This window comes from Nakamurella sp. A5-74, assembly GCF_040438885.1.
In the GTDB taxonomy this organism is placed as follows: Bacteria; Actinomycetota; Actinomycetes; order Mycobacteriales; family Nakamurellaceae; genus Nakamurella.
On sequence record NZ_CP159218.1, the window covers coordinates 3,029,991 to 3,046,717 of the forward strand.

At 69.8% G+C, this 16,727-nt stretch carries 16 protein-coding genes; 11 read left to right on the plus strand and 5 right to left on the minus strand.

Going from position 1 to position 16,727, the window contains the following annotated elements; genetic code table 11:
• Positions 1–136 precede the first annotated feature (136 nt).
• From ABLG96_RS13940 to ABLG96_RS13955, 4 genes are read right to left on the minus strand one after another with little or no spacing between them, the layout of a single operon-like run.
• Positions 137–484 carry a DUF3817 domain-containing protein gene (locus ABLG96_RS13940; protein ID WP_353647970.1) on the minus strand — a complete coding sequence of 116 codons (348 nt, stop codon included), beginning with the start codon at positions 482–484 and terminating at the stop codon, positions 137–139.
• Between the two features lie 4 nt (positions 485–488).
• Positions 489–1,007, minus strand: coding sequence for a hypothetical protein (locus tag ABLG96_RS13945; RefSeq protein ID WP_353647971.1), 519 nt, complete (start codon positions 1,005–1,007; stop codon positions 489–491).
• Positions 1,008–1,017: 10 nt separating this feature from the next.
• On the minus strand, positions 1,018–1,701 hold the full coding sequence (gene cofC, locus ABLG96_RS13950) for a 2-phospho-L-lactate guanylyltransferase (RefSeq protein ID WP_353647972.1): 684 nt from the start codon (positions 1,699–1,701) through the stop codon (positions 1,018–1,020).
• On the minus strand, positions 1,694–2,716 hold the full coding sequence (locus ABLG96_RS13955; protein WP_353647973.1) for a PPK2 family polyphosphate kinase: 1,023 nt from the start codon (positions 2,714–2,716) through the stop codon (positions 1,694–1,696). The genes cofC and ABLG96_RS13955 overlap by 8 nt, the downstream gene beginning before the upstream one ends.
• Before the next feature lie 286 nt (positions 2,717–3,002).
• On the opposite strand from ABLG96_RS13955, the gene rocD reads away from it, so the two are divergent.
• The 11 genes from rocD (at position 3,003) to ABLG96_RS14010 (ending at position 14,701) form a co-directional block, all read left to right on the plus strand.
• A complete protein-coding gene (gene rocD, locus ABLG96_RS13960) occupies positions 3,003–4,193 on the plus strand; it encodes an ornithine--oxo-acid transaminase (RefSeq protein ID WP_353651508.1) in 1,191 nt (396 codons plus the stop codon).
• An 84-nt stretch (positions 4,194–4,277) separates the two neighbouring features.
• Positions 4,278–5,078 (plus strand): dihydrofolate reductase family protein, encoded by an 801-nt coding sequence (locus tag ABLG96_RS13965; RefSeq protein WP_353647974.1) that lies wholly within the window; start codon positions 4,278–4,280, stop codon positions 5,076–5,078.
• Positions 5,075–6,652, plus strand: a complete 1,578-nt coding sequence (locus ABLG96_RS13970) for an alpha/beta hydrolase (RefSeq protein ID WP_353647975.1) — start codon at positions 5,075–5,077, stop codon at positions 6,650–6,652. Before ABLG96_RS13965 ends, ABLG96_RS13970 begins: the two co-directional genes overlap by 4 nt.
• 88 nt (positions 6,653–6,740) lie before the next feature.
• Positions 6,741–7,184, plus strand: a complete 444-nt coding sequence (gene msrB / locus ABLG96_RS13975) for a peptide-methionine (R)-S-oxide reductase MsrB (protein WP_353647976.1) — start codon at positions 6,741–6,743, stop codon at positions 7,182–7,184.
• Between the two features lie 90 nt (positions 7,185–7,274).
• Positions 7,275–7,841, plus strand: coding sequence for a DUF3000 domain-containing protein (locus ABLG96_RS13980; RefSeq protein ID WP_353647977.1), 567 nt, complete (start codon positions 7,275–7,277; stop codon positions 7,839–7,841).
• Between the two features lie 180 nt (positions 7,842–8,021).
• Positions 8,022–8,702, plus strand: coding sequence for a response regulator transcription factor (locus tag ABLG96_RS13985; RefSeq protein ID WP_353647978.1), 681 nt, complete (start codon positions 8,022–8,024; stop codon positions 8,700–8,702).
• Positions 8,703–8,764: 62 nt separating this feature from the next.
• Positions 8,765–9,970, plus strand: coding sequence for a ribonuclease D (locus ABLG96_RS13990; protein ID WP_353651509.1), 1,206 nt, complete (start codon positions 8,765–8,767; stop codon positions 9,968–9,970).
• Between the two features lie 99 nt (positions 9,971–10,069).
• A complete protein-coding gene (locus ABLG96_RS13995; RefSeq protein WP_353647979.1) occupies positions 10,070–11,332 on the plus strand; it encodes a thiolase family protein in 1,263 nt (420 codons plus the stop codon).
• The gene (locus tag ABLG96_RS14000) at positions 11,329–13,431 is read left to right on the plus strand and encodes a 3-hydroxyacyl-CoA dehydrogenase NAD-binding domain-containing protein (protein ID WP_353647980.1); all 2,103 of its coding nucleotides are present in this window, start codon (positions 11,329–11,331) and stop codon (positions 13,429–13,431) included. The genes ABLG96_RS13995 and ABLG96_RS14000 overlap by 4 nt, the downstream gene beginning before the upstream one ends.
• Positions 13,432–13,657: 226 nt before the next feature.
• Complete coding sequence (locus ABLG96_RS14005) at positions 13,658–14,242, plus strand: ester cyclase (RefSeq protein ID WP_353647981.1); 585 nt, start codon at positions 13,658–13,660, stop codon at positions 14,240–14,242.
• A 51-nt stretch (positions 14,243–14,293) separates the two neighbouring features.
• Positions 14,294–14,701 carry a hypothetical protein gene (locus ABLG96_RS14010; RefSeq protein WP_353647982.1) on the plus strand — a complete coding sequence of 136 codons (408 nt, stop codon included), beginning with the start codon at positions 14,294–14,296 and terminating at the stop codon, positions 14,699–14,701.
• A 10-nt stretch (positions 14,702–14,711) separates the two neighbouring features.
• Here ABLG96_RS14010 and dxs read toward each other — a convergent pair whose 3' ends face one another.
• A complete protein-coding gene (gene dxs / locus ABLG96_RS14015; protein WP_353647983.1) occupies positions 14,712–16,670 on the minus strand; it encodes a 1-deoxy-D-xylulose-5-phosphate synthase in 1,959 nt (652 codons plus the stop codon).
• Between the last annotated feature and the right edge of the window lie 57 nt (positions 16,671–16,727).

Here is a 16,727-nt window from a genome sequence, read left to right on the forward strand (position 1 = left end):
ATCCGGGCCAGGGCGATGCGCTGTTGCCGCGGCTCGACGAGTGCAGGGTGCACTCACACACGAAGAACCCCCGATCCGTCTGCGGATCGGGGGTTCTGTCGTTCGTCCCGCCGGGTGGGCCGGCGATCCGGAGAGCTCAGAGCCGCTCGCGCGCCAGCACCTTGCGGTGCACGCGGCGCTCGACGACGAAGCTCAGGACGGGGATGACGCCGGCGACCAGCACGCCGAGCAGACCTTTGATGCTCCAGCGTTCGCGGTAGCTCAGGTCGAAGGCCAGCAGCACGTAGGCGATGTACAGCACCCCGTGGATCGGGCCCCAGATCATCGTGGGGCCACCGATGTCGAAGCCGTACTTCAGGATCATCGTGGCGACCAGGATCAGCAACCCGACGCCTACCACGAACGCGGAGATCCGGTAACGCTGCAAGGCAGCTGCGGTCTTCGGGGGAAGGGTGGCGACGGCGTTCCCCGTCGATCCGGCCACGCGGTCAGCCTGCACGTCTGCGGTCCTCCTCGGCGAGGGCGGCCAGTGCCCGGTTGTAGGCGGCCAGCTCCGGATCGGAGTCCTCATCAGCTTCCTCGACCGTACCGACGAACCAATCTTCCCGGTCGGCGTCGTCGGTGGGTTCGGTCACGTCCGACTCGTGGGCGTTCGTGAGCTGCGGAGCTGCGTCCGGCGCAGCAGACGCCTGCAGTGCCAAGAGTTCCGCACGATCAGCGCGGTCGGCTGCTTCCTGCTCCGACATCAGCGCCAGGTCCTCGTCCAGCTCGCGGTCGTCCTCGGCCTCGCGACTCGCCTCCAGCGACAGGAATCGCCACCACATGTAGATGAAGGACGCTCCGAACGCCGGCCAGAGGATGGCGTAGGCGAAGTTCTGCAGGGTTCCCTCGGCCTCCCGGGTGCGGTCCCACTGCCACCAGCCCAGTCGCAGGCAGACCAGCACGGCCACCACGACGAGCAGGTGGCCGGGCAGCCATTTCACCTTGGAGATCGAGCCAGTTCCCACATCAGCGAAACTAGCACCGCGCGGCCGTCCCACCGCCGCAGCGCACAGCGTTCCTGCTGCTGAGGGCCGCCGCACTGACCGCGGTCCGCCCCGTGTGGATTCCCGCCAGGTCGTCAACGGTGTCCACGTCCCTGCGCAGCCAGTGATCCACCGGCAGCACGATCTCCCGCGCTCCGCCGGCCAGGTGTCGGCGGAACGAGTCGGGCCCGTACTCCGGGTCGAGATCGGCAGCCCGCAGGGCTGCGAGCAGGGTGGTGCCGACCCCGTCGGCATCCGGCACCACACTCACCGGCGCCGACAGGTGTTCCAGCACCTCGTCCAACTGTTCGGCTCGCAATCCGGGAAGGTCCCCCGGCAGCACAGCAGCCGCGCCCCGGACCTCGGCGAGTCCGTCGCGGATGGAGCCGTTCAGCGAGGTCGCCGACGACGGGACCACCCGCACCTTCGCGCGCCCCCGCGGCAGCTCGTCGATCCAGCCCAGCGTCTCGGCTCCGTCGGTGACGATGATTACCCGGTCCACCCGCCGCGCAGCGGCCACTGCGGACACCGTGTCGAACGCCAGCGCAGCAGCGATCTCCGCCCGGGCCGCCGGATCGACGGCGATCCGCGACTTCCCGCGGTCGGGTGCCTTGATCGGGATCACCACCGACCACGAGCGACTGGCAGCGCCCTGCCGCGGGGTCCGATCACTCATCGGCGAGCCGCTGCCGCTGGACGTCGATGTCGTAGTTCGCGTCCGGATACGTCGGGTCGAGACCGACCAGCGTTTCGTGCAACAGCGCCGCCACCGCCCAGTTCCGGTACCACTTCTTGTCCGCCGGGATGATGAACCACGGTGCGGCGACGGTCGAGCACCGACGCAGCGCGTCGACATAGGCGGCCTGGTAGTCGTCCCAGTAGCCCCGCTCGTCGATGTCGACCGGGTTGAACTTCCAGAACTTGGTCTCATCATCCAGCCGCGCGAGCAGTCGCTCCCGCTGGACCTCCTTGGACACATGGAGGAAGCACTTGATCAGCGTCACCCCCGCCCTGGCCAGCCGCCGCTCGAACGCGTTGATCTGGCTGAACCGCTGCGACCACTGCGCCTTCGGCACCAGGTCGTGGACGCGGACCACCAGGACGTCCTCGTACTGGGAGCGGTTGAACACGCCGATCTGACCGGCCTGCGGCACGGCGCTCTCGATCCGCCAGAGGAAATCGTGCGCCAGCTGCTCGGCAGTCGGCTTCTTGAACGACGAGATCCGGATCTCACCTGGATTGAGCTGACCCACGACGTGCCGGATGACGCCGTCCTTGCCTGCGGTGTCCATCCCCTGCAGCAGCACCAGCACCGATCGACGGCCGCCGACCGTGCTCTGCGCGAAGAGCTTCTCCTGCAGCTCGGCGAGCGGGCCGGCCAGCTCCTGCATCGCCTCTGCGGCGTCCTTCTTGTTCTTCGGCCCGACGGGAGCGGGCAGGGTGGACACCTCCGCCAGCGACCGGATTCCGGACGGCGCCCGCAGGACCGAGGCGACCGAGTGCTCCTTGCCGGTCCCGTCCGCAGCCAACTCGACTGCGTTCGGCGGCAGCTCCTCGACCGACGGCTGTGCGCCCACCGCCATGGCCTTGGCAGCCCGGTCCTTCTTCGGGCCCGACTTCGCCGCACCGGACTTCGCCGAGCCGGTGTTCCGGGTACCGGATGTCTTCGCGTCCTGCTTCTTGCCTGCCATCCAGTGACTGTGGCACGAAATCCGCCCTCCGACCAGTACGGACAGGTTCGATCGTCGGGGTCGTAGTCGGCACAACGAATGCGGGCTGTCTCCGGCAGTTCTGCAATGAACTGTGCCCATCAGGGCCTCGGCGCCTGCTGTTTGCTGCGCCGCCCGGTCACTAGGCTCGATGCGTCGACCATCGATCGGCGCCGCCCTCCCGGGGACCGTGAGCGTCGATCAACAGAAAGAGGTACGTGTGAGCACCACCGAACGTCCGACCGAACACCTTCCCAGCGCCCGCGCGTTGGAACTGCTGGAGCTCGACGAGACGTGGTGTGCCCACAACTACCACCCGCTACCGGTGGTCATCGCGGAGGCGTCCGGCGCCTGGGTGACGGACGTCGACGGGCGTCGCTACCTCGACATGCTGGCCGGCTACTCCGCGCTCAACTTCGGCCACAGCCATCCCGATCTGATCGCCGCTGCCACCGCCCAGCTCGGCCGGGTCACTCTCACCTCCCGGGCGTTCCACCACGACCAGCTCGGCGCGTTCTGCCAGGAACTCGCCGCCCTGACCGGCACCGAGATGGTGCTGCCGATGAACTCCGGCGCCGAGGCCGTCGAGTCGGCTCTGAAGGTGGCGCGCAAGTGGGCATACCAGGTCAAGGGGATCGCCGAGAACCGCGCCAGGATCATCACCGCCGGTGGCAACTTCCACGGTCGGACCATCTCGATCGTCTCCTTCTCCGACGACCCGGTCGCCACCGCGGACTACGGCCCGTACACGCCGGGCTTCGACTCGGTGAAGTACGGCGACGCGGAGGCTCTCGAAGCCGCGATCACGCCGGACACCGCCGCCATCCTGTTGGAACCCATCCAGGGTGAGGCCGGGGTCGTCGTCCCGCCCGCCGGGTACCTGGCCAGGGTCCGGGAACTGTGTGATGCCCACGACGTGCTGCTGATCGCCGACGAGATCCAGTCGGGGCTCGGGCGGACCGGGAAGCTGCTGGCGCTGGACCACGAGGGTGTCCGCGCCGACCTGTACACCCTCGGCAAGGCTCTCGGTGGCGGCATCCTGCCGGTCTCCGCTGTGGTCGGCCGACGCGACGTGCTCGGGGTCCTGAAGCCGGGCACCCACGGGTCGACCTTCGGCGGCAACCCCCTCGCCTGCGCCGTCGGCCGGGCCGTTGTCAAGCTGCTGGCCACCGGCGAGATGCAAAGGCGCGCAACAGAACTCGGCGAGCACCTGCATGCCCGACTGGGTGAACTGGTCGGTCGCGGGGTGGCCGAGGTCCGCGGACGAGGGCTGTGGGCAGGCGTCCAACTCGCCCCCGGCGGACCCTCGGGACGCTCGGTGTCCCAGGCCATGATGGCGCGCGGCGTGCTGATCAAGGAGACCCACGAGTCGACGCTGCGCTTCGCGCCGCCGTTGGTGATCACCGCGGACGAGATCGACCTCGCGGTCGGGCACCTGGCCGACGTCATCGGCGGCTGAACGACCCCCTCCTTCGCCGTCATCGTCGGGCGCAGCCACCGCCGTTCACCGTCGCCCCGTCGGCGGTCGTGATGCAATGGCCGGGTGCTGCTGCTCCTGACCGATCCCGGATCCGCGCCCGATCCCGCGTCCGGGACCGCCCGTGCGGCGGTGGCCGGCACGGCCGTGGATCTGAGCAGCCGGCAGGTCGATCCCGCAGCCGAGGACCTCGTCGCGGCAGCGCTGGCCTGGCCGACGGACTCCGACCGGATCACCGTGCGGGCCAACATGGTGGCCTCACTGGACGGCGGCACGACGCTTCGGGGCACCTCCGGTGGCCTCGGCTCCCCCGTCGACCAGCGGCTGATCGGCATCCAACGTGATCTCGCCGACGTCATCCTGGTGGGTGCCGGCACCGTCATCTCAGAGGGCTACCCGGGCACGAAGAGCTTCCCGCGGCGGCTCGCCCGCCGCGAGCGCTGGGGACGCAGCGGCCTGCCCCGCTGGGTGATCGTCGCCTCGCGCGGGCTACCCACAGGGCTGAAGGCCATCGTCGAGAGCGAGGTTCCCCCGCTGGTGCTGACTCCCGATGACGTCGAGCACCCCGAGGGCGTCGAGGTGATCCGCACCGGGTCGGACCTCGACCTGGGGGTGGGCCTGGCCCAGTTGGCGGAGCGCGGCGTCCGGCGGGTGCTGTGCGAGGGCGGGCCGACCCTGCTCGGTCGACTCGAGAGCCGGGCGCTGCTCGACGAGCTCAGCCTCACCATCTCTCCGACACTGCTCGGCTCGGGCGATCCGGTGCCGCTGCTCGGGGGGATGGCGCTCCGGGAGGAGTCCCGCTGGTCGTTGGTGTCGCTGTTCGCCGATGGTGGGCACCTGTTCCCCCGGTACCGGCGCAGCCGATGAGGGTCGGCGCAGCCAGGACCTCGGCGGCCCTCGCGGTGGCCGCTCTGACGGTCCTCTCCGCGTGCTCGGTGGGTCCGTCCCGTCGGCCGGGTCTGGCGGTCGCCGGTTCGGTTGCGGCGCCGGTCACCGCCGCAACGACCGCCCCTTCGACACGCCCCTCCGGTCCCGGCGGCGCCGGTCAGCAGGCGGACCCGGTGGACTGGCAGGACTGCCCCTCCTCGGTGGAACCGCCGTCCGCCGGGCAGAGCTGGGAACTGCAGTGCGCCGAGGTACAGGTGCCGATCGATCGGTCGGTACGCAACTCGGACACCGTGACGGTGGCGATCTCGCGGGTACGCACGGCTTCGACCCCGCAGGACGCTCCCCCGTTGCTGGTGCTGCTCGGCGAACCCGGCGAGAACGGTCGCGACGACGTGGCGCGGGTGGCCGCCGGCCTGGACCCTGCGCTGCTGGCGCAGTACTCGATCGTCACCCTGGACGTCCGCGGCACCGGCCGGCCGTGGGACGAGCTGCAGTGCCTCGAGGACCGCACCATCGCGAACTTGCTGGCTCCCCCGCAGAGCGTCGCCGACCGGACATCGTCCGACCTGGTGGCGAGCATCTCCAAGGACGCCGTCTTCGACTGCGCCGACACCGCGCAGAACCTGATCACCGACGTCACCACGACCGATGTCGCGGACGACCTCGATGCGATCCGTGACGCCATGGGCGTCGACACCGTCACGCTGTTCGGGCAGGGCTGGGGGGCGACCGTCGGGGCCGTCTACGTCGACCGGTATCCCGGCCGGGTGCGGGCCGCCGTCCTTGACTCGCCGTCCGATGCCACCGCCACCGCTGCGGAACAGATCGGGGCCCGGGCAGACGCGCTGGAGGCGGCACTGGACGCCTTCGCCGCCGACTGCGCCGCCGCCGCGGGGGGCTGCCCCCTGGGCGACGATCCGAGGACCGCCGTCGAACGCGTGGTCGACGAGCTCGGCGATACCGGGGACACCGGCGACGAGTTCTTCCTGACCGGTGGCAGCGTGCTGCTCGCGCTGACCACGACGCTCGGTACACCGTCTGAGTGGCCTGCGCTGATCGATGCTCTCCGCGCAGCCCAGCAGGGCGAGCTGGCGAAGGTGGAGGCCCTGGTCACAGCGTCGGTGTCCCGGGAGGACACCGGCGACCTGGCCCAGGCTCGGCTGGAGTACACGTGCAACGACTCCTCCATCCGGCTGACCGCGGACGACATGCGCAGTGGCGCGGCGGCCGCAGTCCGCACTGCTCCGTTGTTCGGCCCGTTTGTCGCCGGTCAGCTCGGGTTGTGTTCGGCGTGGCCGGCGGCGACGGCGGCGCTCGGCCGACTCAGCGGAACCGGAGCGCCTCCCGTGCTGGTCACCGGTTCGACCGCGGACCCGGTCAGCCCCTACGCAGGGGCACAGGCGATCGCAGATCAGCTCAGCTCGGCGATCCTGGTGTCGTGGCAGGCGGGTCAGCACGGAGCGGTGACCGGCAGCAGCTGTGTCCGGAAGCTGGCGATCGCCTACCTCACCACGGGTACCGCTCCCGCCGACGGACGGCTCTGCCCGCCGTAGCCCGGTGCGGTGGGAGCGCGGTGCCGTCCGGAGGGCGGTGCGGTCCGACGGCGGTGCCCCCGAGCAGGTCGCGCGTACCATGGAATCCATGACGGAGAGCACCACAACGCCCGACCCCCAGGCCAGCACCCGCAGCGATGCCGAGTGGCGCGAGCTCCTCGATCCCGCCGCGTACCAGGTACTGCGGGAGTCAGGCACCGAACGGGCGTTCACGGGTGAGTACACGGACACCGAGACCGTCGGTGTGTACCACTGCCGGGCGTGCGGGAACGAGCTGTTCCGTTCGCAGACGAAGTTCCACTCGCACTGCGGGTGGCCGAGCTTCTATGCGCCCAGCTCGGACGACCACGTGGTGCTGATCAAGGACCGCACGATGGGCATGACGCGCATCGAGGTGCGGTGCGCGCACTGCGACTCCCACCTCGGACACGTCTTCGAGGGCGAGGGCTATGGCACCCCGACCGACCAGCGCTACTGCATCAACTCGGTGGCGATGACCCTCGAGCCGACCGGTGACACCCCGACCGGCTGACCCCAGGCGGCGACGTCGTCACCGACGTCACGGCCGCAGCGACGGCGCGCCACGGGGAGGGCTGTCGGACCGCGGTCGTACCCTCCCACCATGAGCGTCACGGCGACCACCACCTCCGAGTTCACCACCGCAGTCGAGTCGCTGCGCGCGGTGACGACCCGGCGCGAGATCCTGCTCGAATCCCTGCCGGCGCCGGCCCGACTTGCGCCACACTCCTTCGCGCTGTCCGCGACCGTCACTGTCGGGGACGACGAGTGGGGTTCGGGCCGGCTCGTGCTCCTGCACGACCCGGAGGGCGTCGAGGCCTGGGACGGGACGTTGCGGATCGTGGTCTTCGCGACCTGCATCCTGGACGGTGCGATGGCGGGCGACCCGCTACTGCCGGAGGTGGCCTGGAGCTGGCTGGTGGACGCGTTGCAGGATGCCCCCCACACCGCGCTGGGTGGCACCGTCACGGCCACCCGATCCACCCGATTCGGAGACATCACCGGGCCGGAGAACGCCGACGATCTCGAGATCCGGGCTTCCTGGACCCCTCGGGACGCGAACCTCACCCATCACCTCGACGCCTATCTGGCCCTGCTCGCGGCCGCGGCTGGTCTCCCTCCGGAGGGTGTTTCCCCCTTACGGGTGAACGACCGCTCGAATGACTACTGAATCTGTCACCCATCAAGGCGTGGATTGGTGCCGCTCCTTGACCTGGCACCGCCAGATCAGTGAAACTGGTTCGTATACGTGGTATCGATGGTCAGTTTTTCACCGATAGTCAGTTTGGGCCGAGAACTACCAACTCGCGGGAGAGCGCGTCAGCGCCTCCTCGCCGTCGAAGGAGTACCGGTGGAAACCACCACGATGCTGCCCTGGGGAAGCGCCGGTCAGCCCGAGGGCGCCGCACGCACGGAGGCCGATCCGGCCACCGGCCTACGCCTTCCGCGGCCGCGTGTCGGCGCGGCGGAATCGATCCCTTCCATGTCCACCGTCAGGGTTCTCGTCGCCGACCCCGATCCCGAGAGCCGACACGCCCTGCAGAACGCGCTCACCGCCTCGGGCGCCGACACCGTCGACGAGGCGACCGACGAGACCGAACTGACGCGCCGGGTGTCGGACGGCCGCGGCGGTGATCTGCTGCTCGTCAGCCTGGCCTTCGGCTCCTCCACTGCTCCGCTGATCGCGGCCGCTCGCGCGGACGGCTGGACCCGGGTCATCGCGCTGTCGCCGCAGGGCGAGATCGGCGCCGTCATCGACGCCGTGGGTGCGGGTGCTCACGGCATCCTGCTCGGTCGTCGATCCGGCCCCCCGCCCGCTCACGTTCCCTCCACCATCAACGACCTGTCCGCCCGCGAGGTCGAGGTGCTGAATCTCGTGGCGGACGGCCGTTCGAACAAGTGGATCGGCGAGCAGCTCTCGCTGTCCGCACTCACGGTCAAGAGCCATCTCGCCAGGATCGGACGGAAGCTCGGAACCGGTGATCGCGCCCACATGGTCGCGCTGGCCCTCCGCGCCGGAGTCATCTCCTGAGCGCTGGTTCGACCGTTGTACCGTCGGGGGACGATGCATCCGTCGATGAGGGTGCGCTTCCCCTGCTCGCTCCGCGCACCGGATTCCGTGGCCCGCTCACCGATCGGGCAGCGCTCGACGGATTGGCTGCGGCCCTGTCCGCCGGAACGGGCAGCATCGCCCTCGACACCGAGCGGGCCTCGGGTTTCCGGTACTCCCAGCGGGCTCAGCTGATCCAGCTCCGGCGGGAGGATGTCGGCACCGTTCTGCTGGATCCCATCGCGCTGGGCGATCTGTCGGTGCTCACCGCCCCGCTCGCCCGGTTCGAGTGGGTCCTGCACGCTGCCAGCCAGGACCTGCCGTGCCTGGCAGAGGAGAACCTGCTGCCCGGATCCCTCTTCGACACCGAGCTCGCCGGACGCCTGGCCGGGCTCCCGCGGGTCGGACTCGGGCCACTGGTCGAGAGCCAGCTCGGATTGTCGCTGAGCAAGGGCCACGGAGCGGACGACTGGTCGGTGCGCCCTCTCCCCCAGGCGTGGCTCATCTATGCAGCACTCGACGTCGAGGTACTGATCGAACTCCAAGCAGTACTCACCACCCTGCTCGAGGAGCAGGGCAAGTGGGAATGGGCCCGGCAGGAGTTCGCCGCTCTCGCCGCAGGCGCAGCCGTCCCGACTCCCCCACGCGTCGATCCCTGGCGCCGGACGTCGGGCATCCACAAGATCAAGGACCGTCGGGTGCTGGCCATCGTCAGCGAGCTGTGGACGACCCGCGACCGGATCGCCCGCGAGCGGGATCTGGCACCCCACCGGGTGTTGCCGGACACCGCGATCGTCGATGTAGCGGTCAACCAGCCGACAACGCTCAACGACCTGGTGGGCCGACCGGTGTTCCGCGGCCGGATGCAACGGCGGCAGGCGAACATCTGGTTCGACGCTCTCAGCCGGGCCCGGCGGTTGCCGGCCGCTGAGCTGCCGCCGGTCTCGCTGCGTCAGGACGGTCCACCTCCCGCTTCCCGGTGGGCCACCAAGGATCCGGAGGCCCACCGCAGGCTCTCCGCAGCACGCTCGGCCCTGGCCGAGCTGTCCGAGGAGGTCTCGACGCCGGTGGAGAACCTGCTGTCCCCTGCCCTGCTCCGCGGTGCGCTGTGGGGCCCGGACGCAGCGCACGACGAGAGCACCCTGGCCGGGCAGCTCACCGCCGCCGGGGCTCGTCCGTGGCAGGTGGAGCTGACCGTGCCGAGGGTGATCGCCGCTCTGGCCGACGCGGAGACTTCGACCACAGCCTGATCCCCCGAACAAGTTACTCGCGGGTAGCATCGGTCTCGACGCGCTACGCCGCCCGATCGGGTGAGCTGGGGCGCTCCACCGAACAGCAGGGAGGCTGGCGTGGCGGTATCAGCGCAGGACCGGACCGGTTCATTGCACGACGTCGTGTTCGTCGAGGGGGTGCGCACCCCGTTCGGTCGAGCCGGGGACAAGGGTCAGTACGCGCAGACCCGCGGCGATGATCTGATGGTCAAGGTGATCAGGGAGCTGATGCGGCGCACGCCGCAGCTCCCCGCCGACCGGGTCGACGAGGTCGCGGTGGCCGCGGTCTCGCAGACCGGCGACCAGGGACCCACCATCGGCCGCACCGCAGCGATCCTGGCAGGGCTCCCCCAGTCGGTACCCGGCTTCGCCATCGACCGGATGTGTGCGGGCGCGATGACGGCCGTCACCACGATGGCCTCCGGGATCGCCGTCGGTGCCTACGACGTGGCGATCGCCGGCGGCGTCGAGCACATGGGCCACCACCCGATCGGCGCCGGCGTGGATCCCAATCCGCGATTCGTCGCCGACCGGCTGGTCGATCCGCAGGCCCTGAACATGGGCAACACTGCCGAGAACCTGCACGACAAGTACCCGAGCATCACCAAGGACCGGGCCGACGCCTATGCCGTCGCCTCGCAGGAGAAGTACGCGAAGGCATTGGCCGACGGCAACATCGCCCCCGACCTCGTCCCCGTCGCCACCCGCTCGAGTGACTCGTGGGGACTTGCGACAACCGACGAACCGCCTCGACCCGGATCCAGCCTCGACGGCATGGCGAACCTCAAGACGCCGTTCCGTCCGCACGGCCGGGTGACGGCCGGCAACGCCTCGCCGCTCACCGACGGCGCTACCGGATGCCTGCTCGCCTCCTCGGCGGCCGCAACGGAACTGGGCCTGCCGGTCCGGATGCGGATGGTCTCCTTCGCCTTCGCAGGGGTCGCTCCCGAGACGATGGGAGAGGGTCCCATTCCGTCGACCGAGAAGGCGCTGGCCAAGGCCGGGCTGAGCATCGACGACATCGGCCTGTTCGAGGTCAACGAGGCGTTCGCCGTCCAGGTGCTCACCTTCACCGAGCACTTCGGCATCGCTGACGACGATCCGCGGGTCAACCCCTACGGCGGCGCCATCGCCGTCGGACACCCGCTCGCCTCCTCAGGTGTCCGGCTGATGCTGCAGCTGGCCCGGGAGTTCGAACAGCACCCGGAGGTCCGCTACGGCCTCACCACGATGTGCGTCGGGCTGGGCATGGGCGGCTGCATCATCTGGGAGAACCCGCACTTCACCGACTCCCGGAGCGGCACCGCCAGCACCGTCGCCAGCGAAGGAGCAGCGCAGTGAGCGCCCCCACCACGCACCGTCTGGAGATCCCGGGCGAGGTCGTCACCACCGCCACCACCCGGCTGTTCACCGTGCCGGGAATCGACGGTCAGGTCGCGCTGATCACCCTCGACAACGGCAAGGACCACACCCGGCCGACCACGTTCGGCCCGGCCGGTCTGTACAACCTCGACGCCGCGCTCGACGAGGCGTTCGCCGCCGAGCCGGCGGCCATCGCGGTCACCGGCAAGCCGTTCGTCTTCCTGGCAGGGGCCGACCTGTCCGGGATCGGCGCGATCGCCAGTCGCGACGACGCCAAGGCCATCGGCCAGCTCGGACACCGGGTGTACAAGCGGCTGCACGACTCGCAGATCCCCACGTTCGCGTTCGTCAACGGTGCGGCGCTCGGCGGCGGGGTGGAGCTGGCCCTGAGCTGTCACTACCGGACGCTCGCGTCCAACGCGGCGATGATGGCGCTGCCGGAGTGCTTCCTGGGGATCCTGCCCGGCTGGGGCGGCACCCAACTCCTGCCGAAGCTGGTCGGACCCGAGAACGCCGTCACGATCATCATCGAGAACGCGCTGAACCAGAACCGCATGCTGAAGCCGAAGGACGCAGCGTCGCTCGGTGTCGTCGACGTCGTGCTCAATGCTGCCGACTACCTGGAACAGTCGTTGGCCTGGATGGCGGGCGTCCTGGACGGCTCGATCTCGGTGCAGCGCAACGAGTACGGCGAATCGGACTACACCGACGCGGTGGCCCGCGGCCGGCAGATCGCCGATCTGCGGACCAAAGGCGCCACCACTGCTCCCTACCGCGCCCTCGACCTGATCGAGCTGTCGCGGACCGCTGATCTCGCGCAAGGATTCGCCGCGGAGGACGACGCGCTCGCCGACCTCATCACCTCCCAGCAGTTCCGGGCCGGGTTGTACTCCTTCAACCTCAACCAGAAGCGGGCCCGCAAGCCGGTGGGCGCACCCGATCCGGCGCTCGCCGGGAAGATCGGCAAGATCGGGATCGTCGGTGCCGGTCTGATGGCCGGGCAGCTGGCGCTGCTGTTCGCCCGGCAGCTCAAGGTCCCGGTCGCGTTGACCGAGATCGACGCCGAACGCCTCGAGAAGGGTGTCGCTGCGGTCCACGGCGAAATCGCGAAGTTGGCCGACAAGGGCCGGATCCCGCCCGACGAGGCCAACCGGCTGACCGCGCTGGTGACCGGGTCGCTGGACTACTCCATCTTCGCCAATGCCGACTTCGTCATCGAGGCCGTGTTCGAGGAACTGGACGTCAAGAAGAAGGTCTTTGCCGAGCTGGAGCAGCACGTCTCGCCGGAATGCGTGATCGCCACCAACACCTCCTCCTTGTCGGTCTCGGCGATGGCGGCCGAGCTGCAGCACCCCGAGCGGGTGCTGGGCTTCCACTTCTTCAACCCGGTCGCGGTGATGCCCCTGTTGGAGATCGTCAAGGCAGATCACACCGACGACCGCACCCTGGCCACCGCTTTCGGGCTGGCGAAGAAGCTGAAGAAGGGCCCGATCCTGACGTCCGATGCCACCGGCTTCGTCGTCAACCGGTTGCTGCTGCGCTTCATGGGCGAGATCCTCGCGGCCATCGACGAGGGCACCCCACCCGAGATCGCCGACAAGGCACTGGATCCGCTGGGCCTGCCGATGACGCCGATCGTGCTGCTGCAGCTGGTCGGACCGGCCGTCGCGCTGCACGTGCAGGAGACGCTGAACGGCTCCTGGCCGGATCGGTTTCCGGTCTCGGAGAACCTGCGCCGCACCGTGCAGCACCAGGTCCGCGCGCTGGTGGCCTGGAACGCCGACGGCAGCCAGAGCCTGGATCCGGAGGTGGCGAAACTCTGGACGATGGGCGACAACCCGTCGACCCTCGAGCAGGTGCGTGAACGCGCGCTCGCAGCGCTCGCGACCGAAGCCCGGTTGATGCTGGACGAGGGTGTGGTGGCCGATGCCGCCGACATCGACCTGGCGATGCTGACCGGCGCCGGATGGCCGTTCTGGCTCGGCGGGATCACCCCCTACCTCGACCGCGAGGGCATCTCCGAGCGCGTCACCGGCAAGCGCTTCCAGCCGGCCGGGGTGTCGACGCTCCCGAGTTGAGGCATCGAACCCGCAGCGTCACAACGAAACCGGCCCGGTCGTGAGTTCACGACCGGGCCGGTTCGCGTTCCGGACGCGGTCAGCCGTGGATGTAGCCGAGCACGTCGACGAGGACGTCCACGCCCACTCCGGGGTGCCCGTCATGAATACCCTCCTTGTTGACAGCAGCTATCGTGAAGTTATAGCCTTTCACTATTGCTACTGGCCATCACTCACAGGAGTCGTCATGAATCGCTTCATCCCCGGAATCCTCGCCGTCGTCCTCGGCGGATCAGCGCTCGCCGGCACTGCTGCCGGCAGTACCACGAACGTGTCGCCCGCTGTGGCCGCGGCCGCGGCCGCCGTTCCCGATGCCGCTGTCACCACTGCCGACGCCGCCACCCGCCGTCAGCACGAGCGGCTCACCCTCGACTGGGTGCGGCTGTGGAACGGGGACTACCGGCATGTCGACCGGTTCATCGCCCCGGACTTCGGGATGCACGCCGCACTGCTGGACGGTGGCGACGGCAGCGCCGTCACCGGTCCGTCCGGGTTGGTGGGACTCATCCGTCAGATCCGCGGTCCGCTCCCGGATCTGCACTTCCGGGTCCAGGTCGGTCCGATCATCGACGGCGACCGGATCGTCGTCCGCTGGATCGCCACCGGCACCTACGCAGGCGGATTCCCCGGCGCCACCGCAGCGGTCGGCACCGACATCTCGTTCGAGGGAACCGACATCGTCCGCGTCGACCACGCCGGACGGATCGTCGAGTACTGGCTCAATGCCGACACCCTCGGCCTGGTCACCCAACTCGGCGTCACCGGCGGCTGACGAGGATCGCGAGGTCGGCTGGGCACGTGCTCGCCTGAGTACCGTGCTGCCATGACCCGTTACGTCATCGATTCACCCACGCTGTTGCACGTGGTCGACCACGAGCTCGCGATCCATCCCGACCACCGGCTCGTCGCCCCGCAGGGCATCCGCTCGCAGGCTCTCGCCCTGCTGCTGACGGCCGTCCGCAGCGGCGAGCGCACCGAGGCCGACGCACTCGCCGCCCACGAGCGGCTGACCGAGCTGAAGATGCGGCTGCTCGGCGACCGGGTCTCGAGGCGGACTGCCTGGAAGCTCGCCCGCGAACAGCAGTGGGACAGCCTGCAGGACGCCGAGTACCTGGCGGTCGCGCGGCTGCAGGCCGACGCACTGATCTCGGTGGACCCGGCGATGGCCGCGCGGTGCGACGGACTCGTCCGGATTGCCGACCTCGAGGCCCTCACCCGGGCGCAGGGTTGAGCGGTGACGCTCAGCCCTGCAGCGAGGTCTCCGAGGTGATGTCCTGCGTTCTGGAGACCTGCGCGGCGATCTCCCGCGCGATGGCCTGACCGGTCAATCCCCTGTCCTGCAACAGGTCTCCGCGAGAACCTGGCTCGAGGAACTCCTGCGGCAGGGCGATCACCAGCACGTCCGCGCCGACCGGCAGCGCGTCCCGGACAGCGGATCCGACGCCACCGGAACGACCGCCGTCCTCGACGGTCACCACCAACGGGAACCCGCCGGCGAGCTCCACCAGTTCCGAGGACACCGGCAGCACCCAGCGCGGGTCGATCACCGTCGTCGAGATCCCGTGGTCCGCCAACCGTCCTGCGGCCTCGACCGCAGCGGGCGCGAGCGCGCCGATCGCCACGATCAGCACGTCGGCGGCCGGTCCCCCGGTGACGGACGCCCGGCCGCCGGCGCCCACGGCACCGTCCGAGGACGCGGGAGCCAGCTCGGCCAGCACATCGATACCGCCGTCGATCCGGCGCAGCGCCGGCAGCGGCTCCGGGACGGATCCCTTGGGATACCGCAGCAGCGTCGGACCGTCGGAAACGTCCAACGCCTCGGTGAGCTGCTCGACGAGCGATGGTTCGTCGCGCGGCGCGGCCACCTGCAGGCCGGGCACGATGCCGGCGAGCGAAAGGTCCCACATGCCGTGGTGGCTGGGCCCGTCCTCCTGGGTCACCCCGGACCGGTCGAGCACGACCGTCACCGGGAGTTCGTGCAGCGCGCAGTCCATCAGCAGTTGGTCGAAGGCGCGGTTGAGGAAGGTCGAGTACACAGCGACCACCGGGTGCATCCCGCCCAGCGCGAGCCCGGCCGCCGAGGTCATCGCATGCTGCTCAGCAATGCCGACGTCGAAGAAGCGGTCCGGGTGGGCGGCGGCGAACGCATCGAGCGCCAGCGGACCGCTCATCGCCGCGGTGATGACGCACACGTCGTCGCGGACGGCGCCGTGCTTCACCAGCTCGCGGCCGACGACCCCGCCCAGGCTGAGCGACGGTGGCGACAGCGGCTTACCGGTGATCGGATCGAAGGCCGGCGGGCCGTGCATCAGCTCGGCGGTGTCGGCGATCGCCGGTCCGTAGCCCTGCCCCTTGTTGGTGATGCAGTGCACCAGCACCGGGCCGCGGAAGTTCCGCGCGCGACGGAGTGCGCGCTCCAGCGCCTGGGTGTCGTGACCGTCCACCGGCCCGAGGTACTTGATGCCGAGATCCGCGAACAGGGTCTGCGGAATGAACCAGTCGCGCACCGCGGACTTCAGCGCGTGCAGCACGTCGTACATCGGGCCGCCGATCACCGGTGCCTTCGGCAGCGTCCGCCTGACCTGGTCGAGCATCCGTTCGTACCCGGGCTTGAGCCGCAGGTCGGCGAGACGTTCCGCCATCCCACCGGCCGTCGGGGCATAGGAGCGACCGTTGTCGTTGAACACGATGACCACCGGGCGGTTCTTCCCGGCAGCGACGTTGTTGAGCGCCTCCCAGGCCATCCCACCGGTCATCGCCCCGTCGCCGATCACCGCGACGGGAGTGCGGCCCGTCTCACCCTTGGCCGCGAAGGCCTTGGCCAGTCCGTCTGCGTAGCTGATCGCCGTCGAGGCGTGCGAGTTCTCCACCCAGTCGTGCGCGGACTCGGCGCGGCTGGGGTACCCGGACAGCCCGCCACGGGTGCGCAACGAATCGAAACGATCGGCGCGACCGGTGATGATCTTGTGCACGTAGCTCTGGTGCCCGGTGTCGAAGACGATCGGGTCGGCCGGCGAGTCGAAGGTCCGGTGCAGCGCGAGCGTCAGCTCCACGACGCCGAGGTTCGGGCCCAGGTGTCCGCCACTACGGGACACCTTCTCCACCAGGAAGGTCCGGATCTCGCCGGCCAGCTCCTCGACCTGCTCGGGGCGCAGCGAACGCAGTGCGGCGGGCGAGGTGATGCGGTCGATCAACGTCACGGATGCTCCTGTCGGTCAGCGCACTCGACTGTACCCGCGCGGTACTGCGCCGACGTG

Coding starts and splice junctions, on each gene's coding strand:
- msrB (WP_353647976.1), top strand. CDS start 6,741: ATGACGGAGAGCACCACAACGCCCGACCCCCAGGCCAGCACCCGCAGC.
- ABLG96_RS13955 (WP_353647973.1), bottom strand. CDS start 2,716: ATGGCAGGCAAGAAGCAGGACGCGAAGACATCCGGTACCCGGAACACC.
- ABLG96_RS13970 (WP_353647975.1), top strand. CDS start 5,075: ATGAGGGTCGGCGCAGCCAGGACCTCGGCGGCCCTCGCGGTGGCCGCT.
- ABLG96_RS14005 (WP_353647981.1), top strand. CDS start 13,658: ATGAATCGCTTCATCCCCGGAATCCTCGCCGTCGTCCTCGGCGGATCA.
- cofC (WP_353647972.1), bottom strand. CDS start 1,701: ATGAGTGATCGGACCCCGCGGCAGGGCGCTGCCAGTCGCTCGTGGTCG.
- ABLG96_RS14010 (WP_353647982.1), top strand. CDS start 14,294: ATGACCCGTTACGTCATCGATTCACCCACGCTGTTGCACGTGGTCGAC.
- ABLG96_RS13980 (WP_353647977.1), top strand. CDS start 7,275: ATGAGCGTCACGGCGACCACCACCTCCGAGTTCACCACCGCAGTCGAG.